This window comes from Streptococcus sp. NCTC 11567 (assembly GCF_902141215.1).
GTDB classification, from domain to species: Bacteria; Bacillota; Bacilli; order Lactobacillales; family Streptococcaceae; genus Streptococcus; species Streptococcus dysgalactiae.
The window spans coordinates 1,744,285-1,767,610 of record NZ_LR595857.1 but is presented as its reverse complement, the minus strand read 5'-3'; the positions used below and the strand labels follow the sequence as shown (position 1 = coordinate 1,767,610).

29 protein-coding genes and 1 tRNA gene are annotated in these 23,326 nt (G+C 38.9%); 17 read left to right on the top strand and 13 right to left on the bottom strand.

Translation table 11 applies throughout. From position 1 onward, the window contains the following. Nucleotides 1-2: 2 nt before the first annotated feature. Together accD and FQT67_RS08880 are read left to right on the top strand one after the other, a co-directional pair. Nucleotides 3-869 carry an acetyl-CoA carboxylase, carboxyltransferase subunit beta gene (accD, locus tag FQT67_RS08885; protein ID WP_003056659.1) on the top strand — a complete coding sequence of 289 codons (867 nt, stop codon included), beginning with the start codon at nucleotides 3-5 and terminating at the stop codon, nucleotides 867-869. After that, entirely contained in the window at nucleotides 866-1,636 is a 771-nt protein-coding gene (locus FQT67_RS08880) for an acetyl-CoA carboxylase carboxyl transferase subunit alpha (RefSeq protein ID WP_022555094.1), read from the top strand. Before accD ends, FQT67_RS08880 begins: the two co-directional genes overlap by 4 nt. Before the next feature lie 231 nt (nucleotides 1,637-1,867). Here FQT67_RS08880 and serS read toward each other — a convergent pair whose 3' ends face one another. Next, nucleotides 1,868-3,145 carry a serine--tRNA ligase gene (gene serS / locus FQT67_RS08875; RefSeq protein WP_003052500.1) on the bottom strand — a complete coding sequence of 426 codons (1,278 nt, stop codon included), beginning with the start codon at nucleotides 3,143-3,145 and terminating at the stop codon, nucleotides 1,868-1,870. Nucleotides 3,146-3,567: 422 nt separating this feature from the next. Between serS and FQT67_RS08870 the strand changes: the two genes are divergently transcribed. Then, nucleotides 3,568-4,635 carry an acyltransferase family protein gene (locus tag FQT67_RS08870; RefSeq protein WP_003056639.1) on the top strand — a complete coding sequence of 356 codons (1,068 nt, stop codon included), beginning with the start codon at nucleotides 3,568-3,570 and terminating at the stop codon, nucleotides 4,633-4,635. A 106-nt stretch (nucleotides 4,636-4,741) separates the two neighbouring features. On the opposite strand, the gene FQT67_RS08865 is transcribed toward FQT67_RS08870, so the two are convergent. The 5 genes from FQT67_RS08865 to FQT67_RS08845 all read right to left on the bottom strand — a co-directional run bounded on the left by FQT67_RS08865 (nucleotide 4,742) and on the right by FQT67_RS08845 (nucleotide 9,213). After that, nucleotides 4,742-5,116: a DUF956 family protein gene (locus tag FQT67_RS08865; RefSeq protein ID WP_003052496.1), complete on the bottom strand. Its 375-nt coding sequence runs from the start codon at nucleotides 5,114-5,116 to the stop codon at nucleotides 4,742-4,744. A gap of 113 nt (nucleotides 5,117-5,229) precedes the next feature. Continuing rightward, nucleotides 5,230-6,141, bottom strand: a complete 912-nt coding sequence (locus FQT67_RS08860) for a PTS system mannose/fructose/sorbose family transporter subunit IID (protein WP_003056641.1) — start codon at nucleotides 6,139-6,141, stop codon at nucleotides 5,230-5,232. Between the two features lie 16 nt (nucleotides 6,142-6,157). Next, nucleotides 6,158-6,967 (bottom strand): PTS mannose/fructose/sorbose transporter subunit IIC, encoded by an 810-nt coding sequence (locus FQT67_RS08855; RefSeq protein ID WP_046176857.1) that lies wholly within the window; start codon nucleotides 6,965-6,967, stop codon nucleotides 6,158-6,160. An 88-nt stretch (nucleotides 6,968-7,055) separates the two neighbouring features. After that, nucleotides 7,056-8,048 (bottom strand): PTS sugar transporter subunit IIB, encoded by a 993-nt coding sequence (locus FQT67_RS08850; RefSeq protein WP_046176856.1) that lies wholly within the window; start codon nucleotides 8,046-8,048, stop codon nucleotides 7,056-7,058. A 352-nt stretch (nucleotides 8,049-8,400) separates the two neighbouring features. Further along, nucleotides 8,401-9,213 carry a Cof-type HAD-IIB family hydrolase gene (locus FQT67_RS08845; RefSeq protein ID WP_003059790.1) on the bottom strand — a complete coding sequence of 271 codons (813 nt, stop codon included), beginning with the start codon at nucleotides 9,211-9,213 and terminating at the stop codon, nucleotides 8,401-8,403. A 260-nt stretch (nucleotides 9,214-9,473) separates the two neighbouring features. On the opposite strand from FQT67_RS08845, the gene FQT67_RS08840 reads away from it, so the two are divergent. The 4 genes from FQT67_RS08840 (at nucleotide 9,474) to FQT67_RS08825 (ending at nucleotide 13,348) form a co-directional block, all read left to right on the top strand. Continuing rightward, a complete protein-coding gene (locus FQT67_RS08840; protein WP_143936416.1) occupies nucleotides 9,474-10,934 on the top strand; it encodes an NCS2 family permease in 1,461 nt (486 codons plus the stop codon). Between the two features lie 176 nt (nucleotides 10,935-11,110). Further along, complete coding sequence (gene tsaE / locus FQT67_RS08835; protein WP_014612541.1) at nucleotides 11,111-11,554, top strand: tRNA (adenosine(37)-N6)-threonylcarbamoyltransferase complex ATPase subunit type 1 TsaE; 444 nt, start codon at nucleotides 11,111-11,113, stop codon at nucleotides 11,552-11,554. Next, on the top strand, nucleotides 11,547-12,068 hold the full coding sequence (locus tag FQT67_RS08830) for a GNAT family N-acetyltransferase (RefSeq protein WP_046176854.1): 522 nt from the start codon (nucleotides 11,547-11,549) through the stop codon (nucleotides 12,066-12,068). Before tsaE ends, FQT67_RS08830 begins: the two co-directional genes overlap by 8 nt. Nucleotides 12,069-12,079: 11 nt before the next feature. Then, nucleotides 12,080-13,348 (top strand): LCP family protein, encoded by a 1,269-nt coding sequence (locus FQT67_RS08825; protein WP_046176853.1) that lies wholly within the window; start codon nucleotides 12,080-12,082, stop codon nucleotides 13,346-13,348. Nucleotides 13,349-13,505: 157 nt separating this feature from the next. On the opposite strand, the gene FQT67_RS08820 is transcribed toward FQT67_RS08825, so the two are convergent. Together FQT67_RS08820 and FQT67_RS08815 are read right to left on the bottom strand one after the other, a co-directional pair. Next, nucleotides 13,506-13,835, bottom strand: coding sequence for a hypothetical protein (locus tag FQT67_RS08820; protein ID WP_003057072.1), 330 nt, complete (start codon nucleotides 13,833-13,835; stop codon nucleotides 13,506-13,508). Next, the gene (locus FQT67_RS08815) at nucleotides 13,832-14,251 is read right to left on the bottom strand and encodes an HIT family protein (RefSeq protein ID WP_046176852.1); all 420 of its coding nucleotides are present in this window, start codon (nucleotides 14,249-14,251) and stop codon (nucleotides 13,832-13,834) included. Before FQT67_RS08815 ends, FQT67_RS08820 begins: the two co-directional genes overlap by 4 nt. 71 nt (nucleotides 14,252-14,322) lie before the next feature. On the opposite strand from FQT67_RS08815, the gene FQT67_RS08810 reads away from it, so the two are divergent. From FQT67_RS08810 to FQT67_RS08790, 5 genes are all read left to right on the top strand, one after another. Beyond that, nucleotides 14,323-15,048, top strand: a complete 726-nt coding sequence (locus FQT67_RS08810; protein WP_003057032.1) for an ABC transporter ATP-binding protein — start codon at nucleotides 14,323-14,325, stop codon at nucleotides 15,046-15,048. Nucleotides 15,049-15,050: 2 nt separating this feature from the next. After that, complete coding sequence (locus FQT67_RS08805) at nucleotides 15,051-16,085, top strand: ABC transporter permease (protein ID WP_046176851.1); 1,035 nt, start codon at nucleotides 15,051-15,053, stop codon at nucleotides 16,083-16,085. Between the two features lie 64 nt (nucleotides 16,086-16,149). Beyond that, nucleotides 16,150-16,941 (top strand): phosphotransferase family protein, encoded by a 792-nt coding sequence (locus FQT67_RS08800; protein WP_003052472.1) that lies wholly within the window; start codon nucleotides 16,150-16,152, stop codon nucleotides 16,939-16,941. Next, nucleotides 16,941-17,576: a tRNA (guanosine(46)-N7)-methyltransferase TrmB gene (gene trmB / locus FQT67_RS08795; RefSeq protein WP_046176850.1), complete on the top strand. Its 636-nt coding sequence runs from the start codon at nucleotides 16,941-16,943 to the stop codon at nucleotides 17,574-17,576. Before FQT67_RS08800 ends, trmB begins: the two co-directional genes overlap by 1 nt. Nucleotides 17,577-17,641: 65 nt before the next feature. After that, a tRNA-Ser gene (locus tag FQT67_RS08790) sits at nucleotides 17,642-17,728 on the top strand. 46 nt (nucleotides 17,729-17,774) lie between these two features. Here FQT67_RS08790 and FQT67_RS08785 read toward each other — a convergent pair. From FQT67_RS08785 to FQT67_RS08775, 3 genes are all read right to left on the bottom strand, one after another. Next, nucleotides 17,775-18,854 (bottom strand): tyrosine-type recombinase/integrase, encoded by a 1,080-nt coding sequence (locus FQT67_RS08785; protein ID WP_046176849.1) that lies wholly within the window; start codon nucleotides 18,852-18,854, stop codon nucleotides 17,775-17,777. 116 nt (nucleotides 18,855-18,970) lie between these two features. Continuing rightward, nucleotides 18,971-19,276: a membrane protein gene (locus FQT67_RS08780; protein WP_046176848.1), complete on the bottom strand. Its 306-nt coding sequence runs from the start codon at nucleotides 19,274-19,276 to the stop codon at nucleotides 18,971-18,973. A gap of 9 nt (nucleotides 19,277-19,285) precedes the next feature. Next, nucleotides 19,286-20,050 carry an XRE family transcriptional regulator gene (locus FQT67_RS08775; RefSeq protein ID WP_046176847.1) on the bottom strand — a complete coding sequence of 255 codons (765 nt, stop codon included), beginning with the start codon at nucleotides 20,048-20,050 and terminating at the stop codon, nucleotides 19,286-19,288. A 357-nt stretch (nucleotides 20,051-20,407) separates the two neighbouring features. Between FQT67_RS08775 and FQT67_RS08770 the strand changes: the two genes are divergently transcribed. Both FQT67_RS08770 and FQT67_RS08765 read left to right on the top strand, forming a co-directional pair. Further along, nucleotides 20,408-20,566 carry a hypothetical protein gene (locus FQT67_RS08770; protein ID WP_115256797.1) on the top strand — a complete coding sequence of 53 codons (159 nt, stop codon included), beginning with the start codon at nucleotides 20,408-20,410 and terminating at the stop codon, nucleotides 20,564-20,566. Between the two features lie 34 nt (nucleotides 20,567-20,600). Further along, nucleotides 20,601-20,843: a hypothetical protein gene (locus FQT67_RS08765; RefSeq protein WP_046176846.1), complete on the top strand. Its 243-nt coding sequence runs from the start codon at nucleotides 20,601-20,603 to the stop codon at nucleotides 20,841-20,843. Nucleotides 20,844-20,846: 3 nt separating this feature from the next. Here FQT67_RS08765 and FQT67_RS08760 read toward each other — a convergent pair whose 3' ends face one another. Then, complete coding sequence (locus tag FQT67_RS08760; protein ID WP_046176845.1) at nucleotides 20,847-21,578, bottom strand: hypothetical protein; 732 nt, start codon at nucleotides 21,576-21,578, stop codon at nucleotides 20,847-20,849. Nucleotides 21,579-21,671: 93 nt separating this feature from the next. Between FQT67_RS08760 and FQT67_RS08755 the strand changes: the two genes are divergently transcribed. Together FQT67_RS08755 and FQT67_RS08750 are read left to right on the top strand one after the other, a co-directional pair. Then, complete coding sequence (locus tag FQT67_RS08755) at nucleotides 21,672-21,860, top strand: helix-turn-helix transcriptional regulator (RefSeq protein WP_046176844.1); 189 nt, start codon at nucleotides 21,672-21,674, stop codon at nucleotides 21,858-21,860. 32 nt (nucleotides 21,861-21,892) lie between these two features. Further along, the gene (locus FQT67_RS08750; protein WP_046176843.1) at nucleotides 21,893-22,615 is read left to right on the top strand and encodes a phage antirepressor KilAC domain-containing protein; all 723 of its coding nucleotides are present in this window, start codon (nucleotides 21,893-21,895) and stop codon (nucleotides 22,613-22,615) included. A 109-nt stretch (nucleotides 22,616-22,724) separates the two neighbouring features. On the opposite strand, the gene FQT67_RS08745 is transcribed toward FQT67_RS08750, so the two are convergent. After that, on the bottom strand, nucleotides 22,725-22,955 hold the full coding sequence (locus FQT67_RS08745) for a hypothetical protein (RefSeq protein ID WP_046176842.1): 231 nt from the start codon (nucleotides 22,953-22,955) through the stop codon (nucleotides 22,725-22,727). A gap of 146 nt (nucleotides 22,956-23,101) precedes the next feature. Between FQT67_RS08745 and FQT67_RS08740 the strand changes: the two genes are divergently transcribed. Next, the gene (locus tag FQT67_RS08740) at nucleotides 23,102-23,287 is read left to right on the top strand and encodes a helix-turn-helix transcriptional regulator (RefSeq protein WP_046176892.1); all 186 of its coding nucleotides are present in this window, start codon (nucleotides 23,102-23,104) and stop codon (nucleotides 23,285-23,287) included. Nucleotides 23,288-23,326: the final 39 nt, after the last annotated feature.

Below are 23,326 nucleotides of genomic sequence, written 5' to 3'. Positions count from 1 at the left end.
GTATGGCCTTATTTCGTAAAAAAGATAAATACATCCGTATTACTCCCAATAATTCCCTCAAAGGCTCGGTGAGTCAGGTTATCCCAGAAGTGCCAGATGAACTTTTTGCCAAATGCCCAGCTTGCAAGCATATGATTTACAAAAAAGATTTAGGTTTAGCCAAGATTTGCCCGACTTGTTCTTATAATTTTAGGATTTCTGCCCAAGAGCGGCTGACCTTAACAGTTGATGAAGGCTCTTTCCAGGAATTATTTACAAGTATTGAAACCAAGGATCCGTTACGTTTTCCAGGTTATCAGGAAAAATTACAAAAAGCCAAGGAAACAACTGGTCTGCATGAAGCTGTTTTGACAGGGAAGGCTATGGTTAAGGAGCAAAAGATTGCTCTTGCTATTATGGATTCTCACTTTATTATGGCTAGTATGGGAACTGTTGTTGGGGAAAAAATTACCCGATTGTTTGAATTGGCTATCGAAGAAAACCTGCCGGTGGTGATTTTTACGGCTTCAGGAGGCGCCCGTATGCAAGAGGGGATTATGAGCCTTATGCAAATGGCCAAGGTCTCTGCAGCTGTGAAAAGACATTCTAATGCAGGCCTCTTTTACCTCACTATTTTGACAGATCCAACTACTGGTGGGGTAACAGCTAGTTTTGCCATGGAAGGGGATATTATTTTAGCAGAACCTCAATCCTTGGTTGGATTTGCTGGACGCCGTGTTATTGAAACCACAGTACGTGAGAATTTGCCGGATGATTTTCAAAAAGCAGAATTTTTACAAGACCATGGTTTTGTAGATGCTATCGTGAAACGAACAGAATTGCGAGACAAGGTTGCTCACTTGGTAGCATTTCATGGAGGTGGCCAATGACAGATGTATCAAGAGTTTTGAAAGAAGCGCGTGATCAAGGGCGTTTAACCACCTTGGATTACGCTAGCCTTATCTTTGATGATTTTATGGAGCTGCATGGGGATCGTCATTTTTCAGATGATGGTGCTATCGTTGGTGGTTTAGCTTACCTTGCAGGTCAACCAGTCACGGTTATTGGTATCCAAAAAGGTAAAAACTTACAGGATAACTTAGCAAGAAACTTTGGGCAGCCCAATCCTGAAGGTTATCGGAAAGCCCTACGTTTAATGAAACAGGCAGAGAAATTTGGACGACCAGTTGTGACCTTTATCAATACAGCTGGTGCTTATCCTGGTGTTGGTGCGGAAGAACGAGGACAGGGTGAGGCCATTGCTAAAAATTTGATGGAAATGAGTGATCTTAAGGTTCCCATTATCGCCATCATTATTGGTGAAGGAGGCTCTGGTGGTGCATTAGCCTTAGCGGTTGCCGATCAGGTCTGGATGCTAGAAAACACCATGTATGCAGTCCTTAGTCCAGAAGGCTTTGCTTCTATTTTATGGAAAGATGGTTCAAGAGCGACAGAGGCTGCTGAATTGATGAAGATTACCGCAGGCGAATTGTATCAAATGGGCATAGTAGACCGTATTATTCCAGAACATGGTTATTTTTCAAGTGAAATTATTGAGATGATAAAAGCCCATCTCATCGAAGAAATGGGCAATTTACAAGCGAAACCGCTTGAACAATTATTAGAAGAACGTTACCAACGTTTTCGTCGCTATTAAAAATCCTTTTGGAGTCTCCCTACGTGTTTATCAAGCTAAGGGAGGCCTTTCCAAAAGGGTTTTTAACTGGTCTCGTAAATAAGGAAATAAGTATACTAATAAGACTTTTGATAAACTAGTGTGAAGAAAAGTGTTGTTAAAGGGGCAATGTAGTGAGTTTCAAGTGATGTGGTAACTCTTTAAAATAGTAAACCCCAGAAATCATTTTAATTGATCTCTGGGGTGAGTTTATTATTTAGGTGAAATGACGGTTTCGCCACCCATGTAAGGGCGGAGTACTTCAGGGATGGTAACAGAACCATCTTCGTTTTGGTAGTTTTCTAAAATGGCTGCTACGGTACGACCGACAGCAAGTCCTGACCCATTAAGGGTGTGAAGAAGTTTGACCTTACCGTCAGCCTCATCACGGTAACGGATTTGAGCACGACGTGCTTGGAAATCTTCTGTATTTGAACATGATGAAATTTCACGATAGGTATTTTGAGCTGGAATCCAGACTTCAAGGTCATAAGTTTTAGCAGCTGAGAAGCCCATGTCGCCAGTGCAAAGGGCGATAACACGGTATGGTAAGCCGAGCTTTTGAAGAATATTTTCAGCATTGGCTGTCATTTTCTCCAACTCTTGGTAAGATTTTTCTGGTTTAGCAAACTTGACCATCTCAACTTTGTGGAATTGGTGTAGGCGGATAAGACCACGTGTATCACGTCCTGCAGAACCAGCTTCAGAGCGGAATGACGGGCTCATCGCTGTAAAGTAAATTGGGAGCTCTTTGCCATCTAGAATTTCCCCACGGTAATAATTGGTCAATGGAACTTCTGCCGTTGGGATCAGAACAAAGTTTGTGTCTGATAACTCAAAGGTATCTTCCTTGAATTTTGGATATTGACCTGTACCAAACATAGAATCATGGTTGACCATGTATGGCGTGATGATTTCCTGATAACCCTCTTTGATATGTTCATCCAACATAAAATTATATAGGGCACGTTCCAAACGAGCGCCAAGATTTTTATAGAATAAGAAACGAGCACCTGTAACCTTTGCTCCACGTTCCCAGTCTAGAATATCGAGATCTTCACCTAAATCCCAATGAGCCTTAACCTCAAAGTCAAAGTCACGAGGAGTGCCCCAACGGCGAATTTCGACATTGTCCTCTTCATCAGCACCAACAGGAACAGAATCGTGAGGAGTATTAGGTAAAACAGTGATGATGTCAGTCACTTGCTGGTCGATATCAGCGAGCTGGCTATCAATGGTTTTGATGTCGGCAGAAACGTTTTGCATGTCAGCAATCTGTTGGCTAGCGTCTTCTTTTTGGCGTTTTGCTTGGGCGATGGCTGCAGAAGCAATATTACGCTCTGCTTTTAATTCTTCTGATTGAACGAGAAGAGCACGACGTTTTTCATCAAGATTCTTGAGGTGTGTTAGAGTATCTTCTGAAACCCCACGGATTTTTAATTTGGCAGCGACAGCGTCAAAATCGGTTCGAATACGTTTAAGATCTAGCATAAATAAACTCCTTTGAGATAGATGGTTATTAGTAGCTGTCAGTGAACCAGACTGAGTCAAATGGCTAGGCCTGTTATTCTCTGACGATAAAAAAACACAGATGATGAAGTTGCTGGAGCGCTTTGGCGCGGTTCCATCCAGCTTCACAATCTGTGCACTTAATTGTTATTTTATTGACGACACGGTAGAATTTCATATCGTTTTCCTATCTGTTCACAGCGACCACAGACTTTCTGAAAGGAAAAGGGATATTACTTATCCGTTAGCACTATTATAACAAAAAACAAGAAAATGTAAACTCAAATCAGGAGAACTTTTTTCCTAAATTCAAAAGCACAAGTGTTTGTGTAAAGCTTTAGAAAGCTGGTCGTAAAAGAGCCTTAATGGTTTTTTAAGAAAGAGACTTGTGGTAAACTAAGATTATGTCAGAAAAAAACACATTATTGGTTAATAAGCATCACTATGGCTTGGACCTTTTACGTATCATTTCCATGTTTATGATTGTGATTACACATGTTTTAGGAAAAGGTGGTCTGAGGTCAAGTGTAGAAGGTCAAGCAGATGCTTATTTTATTACAACCTGGGCCATTCAAGTTTTTGTCTATGGTGCGGTTAATTGTTACGCTTTAATCAGTGGCTATGTTGGCTTATACTCTCACTATAGATACTCTAAGTTACTCTCTGTTTGGGTGCAGGTCTTTTTTTACACTTTCGGAATGACCTTGGTTTTCGCTTTGCTGGGATTTCCAGTGAGCTTAACTAACTGGCGACAAGCTCTTTTTCCTATTGTTAGCGGTAATTACTGGTACATGACAGCTTACTTTGGACTCTTGATTTTTATGCCCATGATAAATAGTGGCTTGAAAGCCATGTCTGATCGTCAATTAAAACGGCTTGTGATACTGATGCTGACGATTTTCTCATTGGTGCCTGCACTCATGAATAACAGGGTAGCAGAATTCTCCTTGAGTAAAGGATTTGAAATGACTTGGCTCATCATTCTTTATATCATTGGTGCCTATTTGAGAAGGATTGACCTAGAGGTCTTCAAGACAAGGTACTTGGTAATGACTTATCTCTTGTCCTTGATTGCGACTTATGTCATGAAATTTATGGTAGGTAATATTTGGTACTGGTATGTTTCTCCAACGTTAACTTTGGGGGCCATTGCTCTTTTTATCCTTTTTGCTAAAATGACTATCCAACCTAACAGTTTGTTGTGGTCTTTTATTCTGTTAGTTTCGCCAACAACTTTAGGTGTCTATTTAGGGCATCTTCATCCTTTGCTCGTTAAATTTGTTATCCGAGATTTTGCAGAACCCTTTGTCAACGCGCCTATTTTTGTCTATCCTTTTTTGATTTTTGGCGTGAGTTTTCTTATTTACGTTTTAGCTTTTGGGCTTGAAAAGGTTCGAATTGTTCTTTTTAGACAACTTGGTTTTCACCAGGTCTTGTCGTGGGTGGATTGCACCTTTCCATTTGAAGACTAAAGGATTGTAAGGACAGCTGGTTCACTAGGTGAACTGATCTCAATTTTCTTTCAATTGCTTCTTCAAAAAGTAAAAAAATAACCGATAAAAAACCAGAGCAGTTAGTCTACTCTGATTTTTTTGCTTTTGGAAATAGTTTTGCTATAAGTGTTTGAATCAAGGTTGGCAATTTGATCACTTTATCATTGCCAATATGTTGGCGGGTGATTTTTAAAATCTTTCCAGAGTCTCCAGAAGCAAATAAAAACTTGCCTTGATCCGTAAAAATTTCAAAGTGACGACTAACTTTTTTTCCTGAGACATTGGCACCAATGTGATTAATGGCTGACCAGGGAATTTGGATGTAGTCATTGACATTTTTATCGTTATAAAATTCAAGGGCCTTGTCACCCAGTAAGATGTGACCGACTTTTCCTCCTATTCCTAGGTAGGAAACAGCCTTTGTCTTGTACTCGACACTTGTGTTTAAAGATTGAGCCATGTGAGTTCCTTTCACTGATTAGTTTTAGTTATTATACCATATTTTAAACATGAGTTTGCTCAAAATCTCATCAAAAAAGAAGTCTGAGAGAGTCCCAGACTTCAATAGATTGATTACATAATACCTGCAACGTGAGCAAGGATACCAAATGCAAACAAGCCAATGATGATTGCGATTGGAGAAACTTTTTTCTTCAATAACCACATGCAAAGGAATGTAAGCAATAGTCCAGCTAAACCAGGGATAAGTGAGTTCAACTGACCTTGAAGGGTTTGATCTTGAACTTTATCAAGACTCATACCACCCATTGCTTGACCAAGGATAGTTTTCAATTCAGCACCTTTTACAGCACCGTCTGGGAAGACCACATAAGCGCCTTCTGACAATTGTTTACCAGGAAGGTCAATAGTGAAGTTGATAGATACCCAACGTTGAACAAGAACGGCAAGGATGAACATACCAAGGATTGATGCCCCTTTAGTGATGTCTTGGAGGATACCACCTGACATATCTTTAGTGATTTCAGAACCAGCTTTGTAACCAAATTCTTGAGTATACCATAAGAAGGCCATACGGATAAGGTTCCATCCAAAGAAGAACAGAAGTGGACCAACGATGTTACCAGCTTGAGCTAAAGAAGCACCAAGCGCACCAAGGATAGGGCGTACTGTAAACCAGAATACTGGGTCACCGATACCAGCAAGAGGTCCCATCATACCGATTTTAACCCCTTGGATAGCCTTGTCATCAATTGGCGTACCATTTGCGCGTTCTTCTTCAAGGGCAAGTGTTACACCAATGATTGGAGCTGCAACGTATGGGTGAGTGTTAAAGAATTCCATGTGGCGCTCAAGAGCAGCTGCACGGTCTTCAGGAGACGTATACAATTTTTTAAGAGCAGGGATAAGTGCATAAGCCCAGCCCATGTTTTGCATACGTTCGTAGTTCCAAGAACCTTGTAAGAATTGTGAACGCCACCAAACACGTTGACGGTCTGATTTAGTTAATTTAATTTGTTCAGTCATTTGTTCTTACCCCTTTCTAGTAGTCTTCTAAGATGTCGCCGATTGGATCAGCTGAACCTGCTGCATTACCACCGTTACCACCTTTTTTAGAAAGATTAAGGTAGATGAAGGCAATTGCTACACCGATAACACCCATAGCGATAAGGGTTAATTGGCTGATAGCTGCAAGAGCAAAACCTAGGGCGAAGAATGGCCATACTTCACGAGTAGCCATCATGTTGATAACCATAGCATAACCTACAGCAACAACCATCGCACCACCGATTTGCATACCTTCGTTCAACCAGTTTGGCATAGCATTCAAAACAGATTGTACTGCTGAAGTAGGAACAGCAACAAGAAGAGCTGCAGGGATAGCGATACGCAATCCTTGAAGAAGAAGTGCGATAAAGTGGAAGCGTTCAACACCTGCGAAGTTACCTTCAGAGGCAGCCTTGTCACCAGCGTGTACAAGGGCAGTTGACAAAGTACGAACGATCATTGTAAGGAAAAGACCAGCAACAGCAAGTGGGATAGCTGTTGAATAAGCAAATGTAATTCCTTTTTGAGTAAAGTCGCCACCTTTAACCATGATGATAGCAGCAGCAACAGAAGCAAGCGCAGCATCAGGGGCAACGGCAGCACCGATGTTTGCCCAACCAAGAGCAAGCATTTGAAGTGTACCACCGAGGATGACACCAGCTTCAAGGTGACCAGTTACAAGACCGATTAACGTACACGCAACAAGTGGTTGGTGCATTTGGAATTGGTCGAGGATACCTTCAAGACCAGCGAAGAAGGCAATGATAACGACCAAAATTGCAGAAATAATCGAAATATCTGACATGTTGTAATCCTTTCAAAGTATAGTAAACGAGGACTTTTTGCTAATAAGTTAGCTAGTCATCGTTTTAAAACCTTATAGCGTTTGAAACTTATTTAACGTTAGCTTTTTGGATAAGCTCAAATAAGTTTTTCTTAGAATCGTTAGGAACTTTACGGACGTCGAATGTAACACCTAGGTCGCGTAATTTTTCAAAAGTAGCAACGTCTTCTTTATCCATTGATAAAACGTTGTTAACCATTGTTTTACCAGTTGAGTGAGCCATTGAACCGACGTTCAATTCTTCAATTTCAACACCACCTTCAACCGCACGAAGGGCATCTTGAGGGTTTTGGAAAAGAATAAGTGCATGTGTGTTACCAAAACGAGGATCTTTCGAAGCTTCAATCAATTTGCTGATTGGAACAACGTTAGCTTTAACATCACCAGGTGCTGCTTGCTTGATCAATTGCTTACGAAGGTCATCTTGAGCAACCTCATCTGAAGCAACGATGATACGGTTAGCTTTAGAAGCTGGTGTCCACGCTGTTGCCACTTGACCATGTAAAAGACGTGTGTCAATACGAGCAAGGTTGATTTTTAATTTACCGTCTCCGATGACAGTTCCAGCAGGAATAGCTCCTTGAAGTGCGTTAACAACTTTTTCAGTTGCAGCAGTTTTTTCGACTGGGTTAAGTTCTTCAGGAAGGGCTTTAATACCGTCCTTAGATTCCTTAATGATGTTTGCAGCAACTTGTTCAACACCTGCACCAGCATCCATAAGACGTTCAGTGTAAGCTTGAATAAGCATAGGCAAGTTGAGACCAGTGATGATTGCCATTTTGCGATCAGGATTTTCTCCTGCCACACGACTAGCTTGGTTAAATGGAGATCCGCTCCAAAGGTCAGCTAGTACAAGGATTTCATCATCAGCATCAAATTGTGAGATAGCATTGTTGAAGTGTCCATACAAATCATCTGGTCCTTCATTTGGCATGAAAGTAACAACTTGAACTTTCTCTTGTTCACCAAAAATCATAGAACCTGATTGATGAATACCTTCAGCAAATTTACCATGGCTGGCAATAATAATACCGATACCCATTCTTGTTCTTCCTCCTTTAAAATATTTTTCGTTGAAATGAAGAAGAATAATCTCCTTCCAAAACTAAATTTTGGCAATTCTTTTTCACTTAAACGAAATTCAAGAACGTCTCTATTTTAAAACGTTTTCACTAAAAAATCAAGCCCTTTCGGAAAAATAGTACAAAATATGAAAAAATTTTCAGAATTTGGTACTAAATAGGTAGATTATTGATATAACAGGTATTTTCATGCTGTATAAAATGAAGAATATGCTGAAAAATGTTGAAATAATTAGAGTCGTTTTCATTTTGAGGTAAACATCACAACAAGAAAACCCTTTGTTTTCTGAAAACAAAGGGTTTCGTTTGTTGTTATAAGAAAAGCTCTTCCAATTTTTTGGCTACACCATCTTCTTCATTTGAAAAATCGAGTTGTTGGTCGGCATAAGGAAGTAAGACTGGACTTGCATTTTTCATAGCATAGCCAGTTCCAGCAAAGGCCAGCATCTCAGTATCATTGTGTTCATCACCAAAGGCAATCAAGTCTTTTTTATCCATATTGAAGATACCTAGAAGGTAATTTAGGGCGTAAGCTTTGTTAATGTTTTTGGATGAAATTTCAAGGATATTAAGAGGACCGCCCCAAGAATCAATTTCAATCTCATCGTTGAAGAAAGCACGCATGTTTTTGGCAAGGGCATATTTGTCCTCGTGATGCGTCTGCATCAGTAAAGCATTTGGATTTCGAGTAATTTTAGTAATTTCCAAAGCCATATCTGGCGTGATTTCGTCAACACCAAAAAGTTGAGGATCGATGCTTTCAGGTTTAGTCATCGTAATGTAGAAGTTTCGACGATACTCACTAGCAATGAAGTCCATTTGAAAGTCATCTTGATATTTGAGTAACTTTAACAAATAGTCTTTATCTAAGGTAACATTATGTTCAAAAACCCATTTTTGTTCTGGCATATGAGTCAAAGAGCCGTTAAAAGTGATAATAGGGGTTTTCAAATCAAGTTGGAGATAATAATCCAAGGCCATGCGATAAGGTCTTCCTGTTGAAATAATGACATGGTGGCCCTTGTCTTGAACGGCTTTAATAGTCTTTTGGGTATAGGTAGAGATGGTATTGTCATGGTGCAATAAAGTTCCATCCAAATCGATAGCAATCATTTTTTTAGTCATGATTAAATTATATCAGATTTTGTCGTCAGTGGAAGAAGAAAGCTAAATTAAGCGTATTCATTAAGAAAATATTCTAAAATTTGTTTTTCTAATCAAAAAAATAATCAAAAATCATTGAAATGAGAACAATAAAGTGGTAATATAATTTTATCGTTCGATAAAATACGAACAATTGATAATAAGGTAATTCGAGCTTATCTATTGGTTAGATAGGGGCTTTTTTGATTTTACCTAAGATTAGTTAAGGAGACTCCATTTAAATGGAAAAATTTTTTAAGTTAAAAGAGAATGGAACCAGTGTTTCAACTGAGATTATGGCTGGTTTAACAACATTCTTTGCCATGTCCTATATTTTATTTGTTAACCCTAGCATTTTGAGTGCTTCAGGGATGCCTTCTAAGGCAGTGTTTTTAGCAACAATTATTGCAGCTGCTATATCAACCTTGATTATGGGACTATTTGCCAATGTTCCTTATGCATTAGCACCAGGGATGGGGCTTAACGCTTTCTTTACTTACACAGTTGTTTTTGGACTTGGGTTTTCATGGCAAGAAGCCTTGGCAATGGTCTTTATCTGTGGTTTGTTTAATGTCTTTATTACAGTTACCAAATTCCGCAAAAGCATTATTAAGGCTATTCCTGTCAGCTTACAACATGCGATTGGTGGTGGGATTGGTGTCTTTGTAGCCTATTTAGGATTTAAAAACGCAAACATCATTACTTTTTCTGCTTCAGCCGCTAATATTGTAACTGTGAACGGTGTCGAGCCTGCCAAAGCTACCGCTAAAACATTTGCTGACGGTGTGTTTTCGATTAATGCGAACGGGGGAGTAGTGCCAGCTATTTCAACCTTCACTGATCCAAGTGTTTTATTAGCTGTTTTTGGATTGTTATTAACTGCAGTGTTAGTTATCCGAAATGTTCGTGGTGCTATTTTGATTGGGATAGTTGCGACAACGCTTGCGGGAATTCCTATGGGAGTTGTTGATTTATCAACTCTTAACTTTGATGGCAATCACATTGGATCTGCTTTTTCAGAACTTGGAACCACCTTCTTGGCTGCCTTTGGTGGTATGCAGTCACTCTTTAGTGATTCTAGCCGCCTGCCACTTGTTTTGATGACTATTTTTGCTTTTAGTTTATCAGATACATTTGATACCATTGGGACATTCATCGGTACGGGTCGCCGCACAGGTATCTTCTCGCAAGAAGATGAGAATGCCCTTGAAAACAGTACTGGATTTAGTTCAAAAATGGACCGTGCTCTCTTTGCAGACGCGATTGGTACGTCAATCGGAGCCTTGTTTGGAACATCAAATACGACAACTTACGTCGAGTCAGCTGCAGGTATCGCTGAGGGTGGGCGTACAGGTTTAACGGCTATCTCAACAGCTGTGTGCTTCCTTTTATCAACATTACTATTGCCATTAGTAGGTATTGTTCCGGCAGCAGCAACAGCGCCAGCTTTAATTATTGTTGGGGTGATGATGGTCTCTTCTTTCCTTGATGTCGATTGGAGTAGATTTGAAGATGCTCTCCCAGCTTTCTTCGCAGCTTTCTTTATGGCACTTTGCTATTCTATTTCATATGGTATCGCGGCAGCCTTTATCTTTTACTGCTTAGTGAAAATCGTGAAGGGAGAAGCTAACAAAATCCACCCAATTCTTTGGGGATCGACCTTCTTGTTTATCCTAAATTTCATTATTTTAGCTATTCTTTAACAAAAAATGATACTCATAGAGAATACTCTCGTAGTTGGATTTGGTTTCCAATTAAGAGAGTATTTTTCATTGTTGTTCTACCTCAACTGACGTTTAGAAAGGAGGGGACGCTTCAATCTGAAAGACACCTTAGGGTGGCGCTTGGAAGTCTCTTTCTTTTCTGATATAATATGGCTATGTTTTATAGTGAAAATGAAAATAGCCTGATTGCCTATGGGCAAATGATTGGGAATTGCTTATCGGCGGGACATGTCATTGTCTTAACTGGTGATTTAGGTGCAGGAAAAACAACTCTTACCAAAGGCATTGCCAAAGGTTTAGGTATTGACCAAATGATTAAGAGTCCCACCTATACCATTGTCAGGGAATACGAAGGGCGGCTTCCGCTGTATCACTTAGATGTCTATCGAATTGGCGATGACCCAGACTCTATTGATCTAGATGATTTTCTATTTGGTAACGGTGTTACTGTTATTGAATGGGGAGAATTGTTAGGTGAAGGATTGTTAGAGGATTATTTGGAGATTACCATTACCAAACAAAACGATGGACGACAGCTAGACGTGGTAGCTCATGGTGAGCATTCACGACAGTTACTTGAGGCAATTTCCCATGAGTGAGAAAACCGTTACGCTTGAAGAAGGGCAGCCACAAGATGCAAAGGCAGTATTGTCTTTGATATCAGCCGCAGCCGAGGAAACTGATTTTATCACTGGTATTGAACCGATGTTAGAGGCAACTCCTCAAGGCTTAGCCAGCTTTTTAGCAAGAAGCCAAGAGTCTTTGATTGATTTTTGCTTGTTGGCGAAGATAGATGACCAAGTCATAGGCCTTCTTAATCTTGCTGGAGAAATGCTGTCTGCCAAAAAAGCTGTAGTTGACTTGTTTATGTTAGTGGCCGAGCCTTATCGTGGTTATGGTATTGGTCAGTTACTGCTAGAAGTTGTACTGGATTGGGCTCAGGAGACCCCTTATATCGAAACCCTTATGTTAGAAGTTCAGGTGAGAAATAGCAGAGCTATTCACCTTTATAAAAAATATGGCTTTCATATTGACGGCACCATAGAAAATGGTGCTAAATCAAAAGATGGAGATGACCTGGCTGTTTACCGCATGTGTATGCCTCTGGGTTAATAAGTGAATCAATGAAAATTGGAAAAAAAATAATAGTAATGTTGATGGCGATTGTGTTGACGACAGTCCTGGCGCTAAGTGTTTATCTAACGAGTGCTTATACTTTCTCAACAGGAGAACTATCAAAAACCTTTAAAGACTTTTCGACGTCTTCCAAAAAAAGTGATGCGATTAAGCAGACCAAGTCTTTTTCTATTCTGTTAATGGGGGTAGATACAGGTTCCTCAGAGCGAACTTCCCAATGGGAAGGAAATAGTGATTCCATGATTTTAGTGACGGTCAATCCGGAAACTAAAAAAACAACCATGACCAGCTTAGAACGCGACATTCTCATCACCTTGTCTGGTCCAAAGAACAATGACATGAATGGAGCTGAAGCTAAGTTGAATGCTGCTTACGCAGCAGGCGGTGCCCAAATGGCTATCATGACTGTCCAGGACCTTTTGAATATCACTATTGATAATTATGTTCAGATTAATATGCAAGGGCTTATTGATTTAGTGGATGCGGTTGGCGGCATTACCGTAACCAACGAGTTTGATTTCCCCATCTCAATTGCAGATAATGAACCAGAATACCAAGCTACAGTTGCCCCTGGGACTCATAAGGTTAATGGAGAACAGGCTTTGGTTTATGCTCGTATGCGTTATGATGACCCAGAAGGTGACTATGGGCGTCAAAAGCGTCAACGAGAAGTGATTCAGAAAGTGCTGAAAAAAATTCTTGCCTTAGACAGTATTAGTTCTTATCGTAAGATTTTATCTGCAGTAAGTGGAAATATGCAGACTAATATTGAGATTTCATCAAATACCATCCCAAGTTTATTAGGTTATCGGGATGCCCTCAAAACGATAAAAACTTATCAATTAAAAGGAGAAGATGCGACCTTGTCTGATGGTGGTTCTTATCAAATTGTCACTTCTGACCACTTATTAGAAACCCAAAATCGTATTCGAGGTGAATTAGGACTTCGTAAGGTCACTCAACTTAAGACCAGTGCCACAGTCTATGAAAACCTTTATGGCTCAAGCAAGGGCCAGTCTTCTGATAATAGCTATGATTTTTCAGGGCAAAGCCCATCCTATTCTGATAGTAACAGCTATTCTTCTTACTCAGGTGGAAGTGAGACGAGTCCAGCCTATCAGGGAAATACTAGCGCTCAAGACACTACAACATCAAGTAGTGTACCCGTAGTTCCAGCGCCGCAAGCAGAAGCTCCAGTAATTAGTGATAGTACCTCTGATGGAGGTTCTGACGGTACAACCACCTCTCTTCCTTAAGGCTAGATTGTATGTATTTTTGGAAGAGTTGATGGCTAGATTCTGTCACAAAATAAAGAAACAAAAACAACCAGCTTAGCATTCTATTTTTGAGAATACTCAGTTGGTTGTTTTTGTCTATTTAAGTTTAAATATGATGCACACGTGTTGGTACTTGTTAGATATCCGATTGAGAGGGAATGTCAGAGTTAGTGTTTGTTTTGTCTTGGTATTTGGCAAGTCGAGTTTGTATTTCAGACAAGTACGCCTGTGTTTCTTGATTGAAAACTCGCCACTTGTAAGTCAAATCTTGTCCCATGTCTTGAATATGACGGCTTTGATCTTGAATAAGGGCCAAGTCACCTTTGATTTTATCTAAATCAAACTGGATAGCTTCTTTGGCATCTAAGCCTGCTGTTACAGTTTCCTTAATAAGGTCTCGTTTTTGGTAACCTTTGTAAGCTGCAAAAGCTAGAAGTCCTAATGATAGGAAGGTTTTGGTTTTCATGATGTCACCTCCTGGCTAATTTGCTCTGCTAATTTTGCCAAAGCTGGGAAATCAGGTTCATGAGTAGTGTACTGGATTGAGATACCATCTTCTTCATGATAACGAGGAACTAAGTGGACATGAGCATGAAACACCGTTTGTCCTGCAAGAGGTTCATTATTGTTAATGATATTCATGGCAGGAGCACCTGTTGCTTTTCGGACAGCGCGAGCAATTTTAGGAATGCGAGCGAAAGTTTGACTCGCCGTTTCAGCATCCATATCCAGCATATTTCGGACATGTTTTTTAGGAATAACCAAGGTGTGACCAGATGTGGTTTGTGAAATATCTAAGAAGGCAAGGACCTGCTCATCTTCGTAAACTTTGGAGGAAGGAATGCCTCCTTGAACGATGCTACAAAAAATACAATTTTCCATTTTATATCACCTTCTCTAGTTGAATTTGTTATAATGTACTATAAGTATATCAAAAACTAGAAAGAATTTATATGTTAAACATTGAAAATCTAACGGGGGGTTACCTCAATATTCCCGTTTTAAAAGAGGTCTCATTTTCTGTTGGCAATGGTGAATTAGTTGGGTTGATAGGCTTAAATGGAGCTGGAAAATCAACAACTATCAATGAAATTATTGGTTTTTTAAAACCTTATCAGGGAGAAATTTCGATTGATGGACTAACCTTGACTGCAGATCCAGCTGCCTATCGTAAGAAAATTGGATTTATCCCAGAGACACCTAGCCTCTATGAAGAATTAACTTTGGCAGAGCATATTAATACTGTGGCTATGGCCTATGATATTGATGTGGAATTGGCACAAAAACGAGCAGAACCGTTTTTAAAGATGTTCCGCTTAGCTGATAAATTAGATTGGTTTCCTGTTCATTTTTCAAAAGGCATGAAGCAAAAAGTCATGATTATCTGTGCTTTTGTGATTGATCCAAGTCTGTTTATCCTTGACGAGCCATTTTTAGGATTAGACCCGTTGGCTATCTCAGACTTGATTCAGACTTTGGAGCTTGAAAAAGGCAAAGGCAAATCGATTTTAATGAGTACTCATGTGCTTGACTCTGCTGAGAAAATGTGTGATCGTTTTGTCATTCTGCATCATGGTCAAGTAAGGGCTCAGGGAACGCTTGCTGACCTGCAGGATGCCTTCGGTGATGCTTCTGCTAGCCTTAACGATATTTACCTGGCATTGACAAAAGAGGGCTAAGCATGAAAGCATTATTTCTGAAACGCCGTCAAGACTTTCAAAAACAACAGAGCAAATACCTGCGCTATGTCTTTAATGACCATTTTGTCTTGGTCCTGATGTTTTTGTTTGGTTTTTGCTTGGTGCAATACAGCCAGTTATTGAAGCATTTTCCTAGTAATCATTGGCCTATATGGCTCTTTCTCATGGTGGGGATGCTGTTATTGCTTCACTTGGGCTCGGTGGCAACTTATTTAGAAGAGCCTGATCACCATTTTCTACTTCCGAAAGAAGAAGCTGTGGTTGCTCATATTAAACAAGCTGAACGCTCTGCCCTTGTAATTTGGGGCTGTTTACAGACAGCTATCCTCATCTTTTTATATCCGATCTTCAATCGCCTAGGCTTCTCCTTAGTTACTTTTGCTCTTTTACTTTTGGGATTACTAGCTCTTAAACGACTCCTTTTGGGGTATAAAGTAAGACACTTTTTAAAGAAAGATGGACTGGATTGGGAAAAAGCCATTGCTTTTGAGAGTAATCGTAAACAGGCTATCTTAAAGTTTTATTCTCTTTTCACAAATGTTAAGGGAATTTCCACAAAGGTTAAGAAAAGATCTTATTTAAATCCTCTTCTAAAATTGGTAAAAGAAAATAGTAAGCACCTCTGGCTAACGCTCTATTTAAAAGCTTTTTTACGAAGTTCAGACTATTTAGGACTCTTTTTACGCTTATTATTATTGAGTTCCCTAGCCTTACTGTTTATTTCTAACGCTTACCTATCAGTGGCTTTAGCCTTGGTCTTTAATTATTTGATTCTTTTTCAATTGTTGTCTCTTTACCACCATTACGATTACCACTACATGACTAGTCTTTATCCAGGGAATCATCAAGGGAAGCGGGCGAATCTATTGACTTTTTTGAGAGGATTAAGTTGTCTGATATTAGTTATCAACCTCCTGCTCTGCCATTCTTTAGAAAAAGCCCTTATTTTAGTAGCGGTCATGGGAGTCATTACGCTTTTCTACCTCCCTTATAAGTTGAAGAAGATAATTGACTAAGTAGTCTAAAACAAGTAAAATAGGAATAAACGATTAGAAAAGATAGAAAAGGAGGGGTGATAAGGTGACCACGACAGAACAAGATCTTGCTTTGACTCCCTTGCGGGGAAAGAGTGGCAAAGCCTATAAGGGCACTTATCCAAATGGAGAATGTGTCTTCATTAAATTAAACACAACACCTATCCTACCTGCCTTAGCCAAAGAACAGATTGCTCCACAATTGCTTTGGGCCAAACGCATGGGTAATGGAGACATGATGAGCGCCCAGGAATGGCTGGATGGTCGTACCTTAACTAAGGAAGACATGAACAGTAAACAAATTGTTCATATTTTGCTACGCCTCCATAAATCTAAAAAGCTGGTTAATCAATTACTTCAACTTAACTATAAAATCGAAAATCCTTATGATTTATTGGTTGATTTTGAGCAAAATGCGCCTTTGCAAATTCAACAGAATTCCTACTTGCAAGCCATCGTTAAAGAGCTTAAACGTAGTTTGCCAGAATTTCGTTCAGAAGTAGCAACCATTGTTCACGGAGATATCAAACATAGCAACTGGGTAATTACCACCAGTGGCATGATTTTTTTGGTGGACTGGGATTCTGTTCGGCTGACTGATCGGATGTATGATGTTGCCTACTTGTTGAGCCATTATATTCCAAGGTCTCGCTGGGCAGAATGGTTATCTTACTATGGCTATAAAAATAATGACAAGGTCATGCAAAAAATCATTTGGTATGGTCAATTTTCTTACCTGACACAAATCCTCAAATGTTTTGACAAGCGTGATATGGAGCATGTGAATCAGGAGATTTATGCCCTGCGAAAATTTAGAGAAATGTTTAGAAAGAAATAATGCGAGTTAGAAAACGAAAAGGTGCTGAAGAGCACTTAGCTAATAACCCACACTATGTGATTTTAAATCCAGAAGATGCCAAGGGTCGTTGGCACGATGTCTTTGGAAACGCTAATCCTATCCATATCGAGGTTGGATCAGGAAAAGGTGGTTTCATTACAGGAATGGCTTTGAAAAATCCTGATATTAACTATATTGGTATTGACATCCAGTTATCTGTCCTAAGCTATGCCTTGGATAAGGTAATAGTCTCAGAAGCACCCAATGTCAAACTTTTGCGAGTGGATGGATCAAGTTTAACTAATTATTTTGAGGATGGTGAAGTGGACATGATGTATCTGAACTTCTCAGATCCATGGCCAAAGACCAAGCATGAGAAACGTCGCTTGACTTATAAAGACTTTTTAGACACTTACAAGCGTATCCTACCTGAAAACGGGGAAATTCATTTTAAAACAGATAATCGTGGATTGTTTGAATACAGTTTAGCTAGCTTCTCCCAATACGGCATGACTTTGAAACAGGTTTGGCTTGACTTGCATGCGAGTGACTTTGAAGACAACGTGATGACCGAATATGAAGAAAAGTTTTCGAGTAAGGGTCAAGTGATTTACCGTGTTGAAGCAAAATTCTAGTAGTATTTTTCAGTAAAACATGATAAACTAAAGAGGTTGGTGTTTCCATCAATTTCTTTATCTATGGAGAGGTCGCATAGTGGCCGAGTGCGCACGCTTGGAAAGCGTGTAGTCCTTAACGGGGCTCGGGGGTTCGAATCCCCTCCTCTCCTTTTATCCTCTTGGTATATCAAGGGTTTCGGGGTCTTCGCCCGTCTTTCACCCGTCAAATTTGAGATTTTGAAAAATGTTTTTGACCTGATGGTCATTTTTTTCTTTTAAACTTTCTATCTGATGAGCGTAAACTTTGAGTGTGATGTTGAGATTTTCGTGACCTAGCAGCTTGGAGACTGATATTAAATCAACACCCTGTGCTATCAAATAAGAAGCGTAAGTATGTCTTAGCGAGTGATTGGTTAGATTTCTGCCAGTCACTCTTTTTATAACTTTGTTCGTTGCATTATTTGACGCTCCAAAGCATATACGATCGAGTTTATTATTCTGATAATAGTTGCTCTTAAAATTCCTTAGTAGCTCAAGGCTATTTTTATCAATCGGTACCTTCCTGATGGACTGCTCGTTTTTGGTCGGACCAAAATTTTGAGAAATTGAATAATCAAAAGTTTTATTAATATCGATATAGCCATTATCAAAATCGATGTCTTTCCAAGTCAACCCTTGAACTTCTGCAAACCGTAAACCAGTGACGGCTATGATATACGTTGTCAGGTATGATGGGTACTTGACTTTGCTTTTGGCAACCTTGATAAAGGTGAGGTATTCTGATTCTTCCATGAATTTCTCTGACTCTTCTTTGGCGGGTTTTTGCGATCTAACAATGGCCCCATCGGCAAAATTATCCCTAATAATGCCATCACGAATGGCCATTTTACAAGCACCCTTGATTTGATAATGAAATTTATCCAGAGTTTGTTGGGCTACTTTTGTGCCAAAGTCATTAAGGACTTGCTGATAAAAGGTGTGTGTGATACTCTTGAGCTTCCGAGTCCCAAAATAATGTTCGATGTGCTTAAAATTTTTGGTGTATGTCTGCCACGTCTTTGCGGTAATGTGAGGCTTTTTATATATGTCTGCCCAACGCCTGTTGTAGTCTAAAACAGTAATATCTAAAAGGTCAGCAGTCAGCGTGTTTAAATCAATTTCTGCTTGCTGAGCAGCGACTTTTGCAAGTGTTTTTGTTTTAAATCCACGTTTTGATTTTTCTCTTTTTTTACCTTGACTGTCACGATAGGTGATGCGATACTCCCACCCAGAACCTAATTTTCGATAAAATGCCATTGTTTTCACCTCATTTTTCTGTTAAAATGGGTACAAGAAAACGACCTTTTTAATGGTTGTTTCTTATACGGTTTTGCCTCACGCTCTCCTCGCCAAATTTGAGCGTGGGGTTTTTTTTATTTAAATGCTGAAATAAGTTGGAATAAAATATACACAATAGGAATAAGCATTATAACGCAACCTATCTGTTGTATTACGTTACCCGTCTTTTCCATCCCCTCGCCTGCGCTTGTCATTTTTTCTCCAACTTTTGTAAAAGCAGAATTCGCTACGTTTGATTCATAATCATAAAAAATTCGCTTCACATAATCTTCTTTAAAATCCAAAAAACATTTAGGACATCTTCTAGTGTGAAAAGTAAGAATAATAGACTTTCCGCAACTCGGACATTTTGTTCTTAGTTTTGTGTTTTCTAAATTCATTTATCCACCTCAATGTTCTTTCGGCATAAAGTTACCAACGATTTTCCCTATTATTCGAGGATCTTCGCTAAAAGGAGCAAACTTGTCATTATATTTTTTGTTTAGAGAGACTAATCTTAAGCCATCTTCTTCACGATAAACTTTCTTAATATAGGTTTGTCCATCCCACTCTACGGCATAGATGCCACCTTCACAATCAAAGCCAGTTTGTTTTATAAGTACAACCTCTCCATTCAGATAAGTTGGTTCCATAGAATCTCCGAAAACCCAAGAAGCAAAATCGTAATCCAATTCTTCGTCGTAAAAAACAGTATCATAGTTCCCATCACCAAAATATCCATAACCTGTACCAGCTGAAAGTTTCTCATAGACTTTGTACTCGTAGAGTTTTTCTTCTATAGAGGTAATCTTATTTTTTTGTTCTTTTAATTGTTCTGTTGCAAAGTCTAAAACTTTTTGCTTACGGGGAACATTTAATTCTACGACTGTTGTGGTTATTTTTTTGACAAGTGGAGAAGTAGGAATTTTGAGTTCGTGTTTAGTATTGTCGATTTTTTGAATAGGTGGGAAGAGATCATCAATAGTAACGGATAATGCGTTAGCTAACTTAAATAGTGTGTTTTTTTTAGGTGTTCTAAACCCCTTTTCATAATTAGCAATTGTAGTATCACCCATGTTAACCAAAATCGCTAACTCTTTTTGAGTTAGTCCTTTATTTTTTCGCAATTCTTTGATTTTAGAACCAATATATAAAGCTAGCTCTTTGTCGTTCATCAGATTTCTTCTTTCTTTTTATTTAATAAAAGTATAACACATAATTTCACGTTTTGAAAAGTTTTTTTGTTAAAAAACAAAAAAATAGTTGACACTTCACGAAAAGTGAAGTATAATATAATCAAGCTTAAGGAATTAAGCAAAACAAAAGGAGGTACAGCTGATGAAGTCTAGGCTAAACAAAAAGCCTAAACACAAAGAACTAGAAGTGGAAATCAAGATTCTTTGGTTTAAGCTAAAAATAAAACACTCGATTACATGGTAATCGGATAGGGGGTGAAATTCCCCCACCCCTAACGGGGTAAGTTTAGTTTAGCACATTGGCTGTATCTCCGCAAGAATGAAAGGAGAGGTTGCATGAATTGGAAAAAGCTAATGCTTGGCAACTTAGAACACACGTTTACTAGTCGTGATGGCAAAGAAAAAACAAGCATCGAATTTGAAGGTGGCGTATTACCAGCGCTGTTAGTGCTAGGTGGTATCACTTGGTTAGTAGCTTGGTTTATTACAAAATAAAAACTCCCAAGAGGGAGTGGGAAGGAGTAACGATATGAACGAACTAGAAAGAACAGCACTCAATGAAGTAGTGAGAACTGTTGGAATTATTCTTGAAAAAGTTGAGAATATAGAACGAGTGTTAGAGCCGCAGACAGAAATAAGAGAAGAGATTGTATCTGCTTTATCGTCTGGAAAGGGAATTGTTGATTATGGTATCGGATCAAATCTTGGCCCTCTTGGAAAACGAGTGCTTAATGAAGATGAAGAGAAAGCCCTTGGATTTTTGGAAGACTAAAACCTACAGGAGCAATAGATTTTCTTTGATTTCCCGAATAGCTGATTTATGTTCCTGACTGACACAATCTGCCCAAGCGTTTAAAAATGTCTCGAAGTCAGAAATGCTATAGATGTTTCGTAACTTTCGCGCCTCCTGTAATAGCGATGGTAGCTGGCGGAAGATTGGCAAGAGAATTTTCGCAACATAACTATTCTTTAATCTATCTGTCGAATGATTTTTGAGGTACTCAATCTCTTGACTATAAGCAAGGAATAAAGCTTTTGTATTGAAAGGTTGGATGAATTGTTCAGAAAGTAAAAACTGACTATAGCTATCGTACGGCATAGATTGAACTTTGTTATCCCAACCTAATCGCTTCATGTATTCGTCGAGAAAAAGATGAGATGAAATTTCACACAACGTTTCTTCAAACCAAAACATATTAGGTCTAAGGTGGACATCAACCATATTCGCATTAATGTAGAAGTGGCAAAGTTCGTGTCCAATCTGATAGATGGTTTGAGAGTAATAAGTAGAACCAGCTGTATTTAAAAATATAATACCATTATCTGGGAAAGCCATAGGGGAATTTACTAACTTACCATTTACAATTTTTAACGGTTGTTTTGTAATCTCAGGGAAAAACGTCTCTGCAACTTCAGGTAATTGCTGCATGTTGTGTGGATAGTGGTTGTCATCTACACCGTAAAAGTAAAACCAATCATTTGCTTTTTCAAGCTGATAACGATACATACTTCTCTCCAATCATTTTATTTAAATTATACCACAGAAAATTTTAAAGCTATGTTGTTTTGGATAATTCCAAATTAGAAAGGGGGTGGGGGAATGCAAATTCTTCTGTATAAATTGCGAAAAGAAAAAGGAATTTCACAAGAAGAGATGTCCAAAGTTATTAATAAGTCTTCTAACACTTACCGAGATAAAGAATTAGGTAAAAGAGACTTCACTCAGAGTGAAATGTTCAAAATCGCCAATTTCTTTCACAAAGAATTAGGCGAAATTTTTACACCATGAGCTTCACGAAACGTGAAACTAGAAAGGGCGCTATGAACGAACTAATCAACATTACAGTAAACGACAATCACGAGCCAGTTGTCAGTGGTCGTGATTTGCACAAAGTGCTTGAAATTAAAACACAATATACAAAATGGCTTGAGCGAATGAGCGAATATGGTTTCGTTGAAAACGAAGACTTCATGGCTATTAGTCAAAAAAGACTAACAGCTCAGGGCAATCAAACAGAATATACAGACCACATTCTAAAACTAGATATGGCAAAAGAAATTGCGATGTTGCAACGGAATGAAAAATCTAAGCAAGTCCGCAAATACTTTATTCAGGTCGAAAAGGACTTTAATAGTCCCGAGAAAATCATGGCAAGAGCCCTGCTGATGGCAGACAAGAAAGTACATAAGCTGGAAGCACAAATCGAGGCAGACCGTCCAAAGGTGCTATTTGCTGATGCGGTTGAGGCTAGTGAGACATCTATCTTGATTGGTGATTTTGCTAAAATATTGCGTCAGAATGGTTATAACATCGGTCAAAATCGCTTATTCGCTTGGTTGCGTGAGAATGGCTTCCTGATTCGAAAAAATGGCGAGAGCTACAACATGCCGACACAACGAAGCATGGACATGAAGCTGTTCGAAGTCAAGGAACGGACGCACCAGGAGCCGAATGGCAGTATCCGTATCAGCAAAACTACCAAGATGACAGGTAAAGGCCAGCAGTATTTTATTAATAAATTTTTAAATGAGAAAGTGGGGTAGAGCATGAGACCAAAACGATACCCGTATAGCGGAAAGAAAAAGAGCATCTATTTTTCAATAGATGCTAGCAGGATAAAAGCAGAAAATATTACAAAGCGACAATCAGAGTTTATTGGTTACGATAATGTTGATGCTCACGATTTCGAATGATAATAGATGCGTCAACGCATGCATTGTAAATTGTCCTTGCGTAGAGTTCTAAAGCTTCGTTTGCTAGGTCTGTTAATTCAGGATTATTTAAAGCTAACATGGTAGCGATTGGTTCGCAAGCTTGTTCTATTGCTTTCTTATGCTTCTTGTACAGTTCCTTGGCATTTTCTGGATAGCTAAATGTCTCCATACTCCTTCCCTCCTTTCCATAATTTTTGAATACAACGGTGAGAGGTCATATTCAAATAAATTATATCAGAAAGGAACGAAAGCCACAACATATTGTGCTAGTAAAAAATAATCAGACACAATATATTGATATTTCGGTATAAAATGATGTGGAAAAAAATCGAACAATTGATGATTGAGAGGAATCTCAATATGAACAAATTAGCAAAATTGACAGGGATTCACAAAAGCCACTTTAGCGATTTGAAAAGTGGAAGGATTAAACATCTGTCATGGCCGAACATGGTCAAGCTATCTACAGGATTAAAAGTCAGCTTAGACGAATTTAGATAGCAAAAAAGTCCGACGGGAATCGGACTCGACAATAATACT

Excerpts from the sequence above, each read along its gene's own strand:
- FQT67_RS08865 (WP_003052496.1), bottom strand. The coding sequence starts at position 5,116 with ATGGCTCAATCTTTAAACACAAGTGTCGAGTACAAGACAAAGGCTGTT.
- FQT67_RS08845 (WP_003059790.1), bottom strand. The coding sequence starts at position 9,213 with ATGACTAAAAAAATGATTGCTATCGATTTGGATGGAACTTTATTGCAC.
- FQT67_RS08750 (WP_046176843.1), top strand. The coding sequence starts at position 21,893 with ATGAACGAACTAATCAACATTACAGTAAACGACAATCACGAGCCAGTT.
- FQT67_RS08775 (WP_046176847.1), bottom strand. The coding sequence starts at position 20,050 with ATGAACGACAAAGAGCTAGCTTTATATATTGGTTCTAAAATCAAAGAA.
- FQT67_RS08830 (WP_046176854.1), top strand. The coding sequence starts at position 11,547 with ATGAGTGAGAAAACCGTTACGCTTGAAGAAGGGCAGCCACAAGATGCA.
- FQT67_RS08785 (WP_046176849.1), bottom strand. The coding sequence starts at position 18,854 with ATGGCATTTTATCGAAAATTAGGTTCTGGGTGGGAGTATCGCATCACC.
- FQT67_RS08870 (WP_003056639.1), top strand. The coding sequence starts at position 3,568 with ATGTCAGAAAAAAACACATTATTGGTTAATAAGCATCACTATGGCTTG.
- accD (WP_003056659.1), top strand. The coding sequence starts at position 3 with ATGGCCTTATTTCGTAAAAAAGATAAATACATCCGTATTACTCCCAAT.
- FQT67_RS08855 (WP_046176857.1), bottom strand. The coding sequence starts at position 6,967 with ATGTCAGATATTTCGATTATTTCTGCAATTTTGGTCGTTATCATTGCC.
- FQT67_RS08880 (WP_022555094.1), top strand. The coding sequence starts at position 866 with ATGACAGATGTATCAAGAGTTTTGAAAGAAGCGCGTGATCAAGGGCGT.
- FQT67_RS08745 (WP_046176842.1), bottom strand. The coding sequence starts at position 22,955 with ATGGAGACATTTAGCTATCCAGAAAATGCCAAGGAACTGTACAAGAAG.
- FQT67_RS08820 (WP_003057072.1), bottom strand. The coding sequence starts at position 13,835 with ATGAAAACCAAAACCTTCCTATCATTAGGACTTCTAGCTTTTGCAGCT.
- FQT67_RS08765 (WP_046176846.1), top strand. The coding sequence starts at position 20,601 with ATGAACGAACTAGAAAGAACAGCACTCAATGAAGTAGTGAGAACTGTT.
- FQT67_RS08740 (WP_046176892.1), top strand. The coding sequence starts at position 23,102 with ATGTGGAAAAAAATCGAACAATTGATGATTGAGAGGAATCTCAATATG.
- FQT67_RS08755 (WP_046176844.1), top strand. The coding sequence starts at position 21,672 with ATGCAAATTCTTCTGTATAAATTGCGAAAAGAAAAAGGAATTTCACAA.
- trmB (WP_046176850.1), top strand. The coding sequence starts at position 16,941 with ATGCGAGTTAGAAAACGAAAAGGTGCTGAAGAGCACTTAGCTAATAAC.
- FQT67_RS08825 (WP_046176853.1), top strand. The coding sequence starts at position 12,080 with ATGAAAATTGGAAAAAAAATAATAGTAATGTTGATGGCGATTGTGTTG.
- tsaE (WP_014612541.1), top strand. The coding sequence starts at position 11,111 with ATGTTTTATAGTGAAAATGAAAATAGCCTGATTGCCTATGGGCAAATG.
- FQT67_RS08810 (WP_003057032.1), top strand. The coding sequence starts at position 14,323 with ATGTTAAACATTGAAAATCTAACGGGGGGTTACCTCAATATTCCCGTT.
- FQT67_RS08770 (WP_115256797.1), top strand. The coding sequence starts at position 20,408 with ATGAATTGGAAAAAGCTAATGCTTGGCAACTTAGAACACACGTTTACT.
- FQT67_RS08805 (WP_046176851.1), top strand. The coding sequence starts at position 15,051 with ATGAAAGCATTATTTCTGAAACGCCGTCAAGACTTTCAAAAACAACAG.
- FQT67_RS08860 (WP_003056641.1), bottom strand. The coding sequence starts at position 6,141 with ATGACTGAACAAATTAAATTAACTAAATCAGACCGTCAACGTGTTTGG.
- FQT67_RS08850 (WP_046176856.1), bottom strand. The coding sequence starts at position 8,048 with ATGGGTATCGGTATTATTATTGCCAGCCATGGTAAATTTGCTGAAGGT.
- FQT67_RS08840 (WP_143936416.1), top strand. The coding sequence starts at position 9,474 with ATGGAAAAATTTTTTAAGTTAAAAGAGAATGGAACCAGTGTTTCAACT.
- FQT67_RS08815 (WP_046176852.1), bottom strand. The coding sequence starts at position 14,251 with ATGGAAAATTGTATTTTTTGTAGCATCGTTCAAGGAGGCATTCCTTCC.
- FQT67_RS08760 (WP_046176845.1), bottom strand. The coding sequence starts at position 21,578 with ATGTATCGTTATCAGCTTGAAAAAGCAAATGATTGGTTTTACTTTTAC.
- serS (WP_003052500.1), bottom strand. The coding sequence starts at position 3,145 with ATGCTAGATCTTAAACGTATTCGAACCGATTTTGACGCTGTCGCTGCC.
- FQT67_RS08780 (WP_046176848.1), bottom strand. The coding sequence starts at position 19,276 with ATGAATTTAGAAAACACAAAACTAAGAACAAAATGTCCGAGTTGCGGA.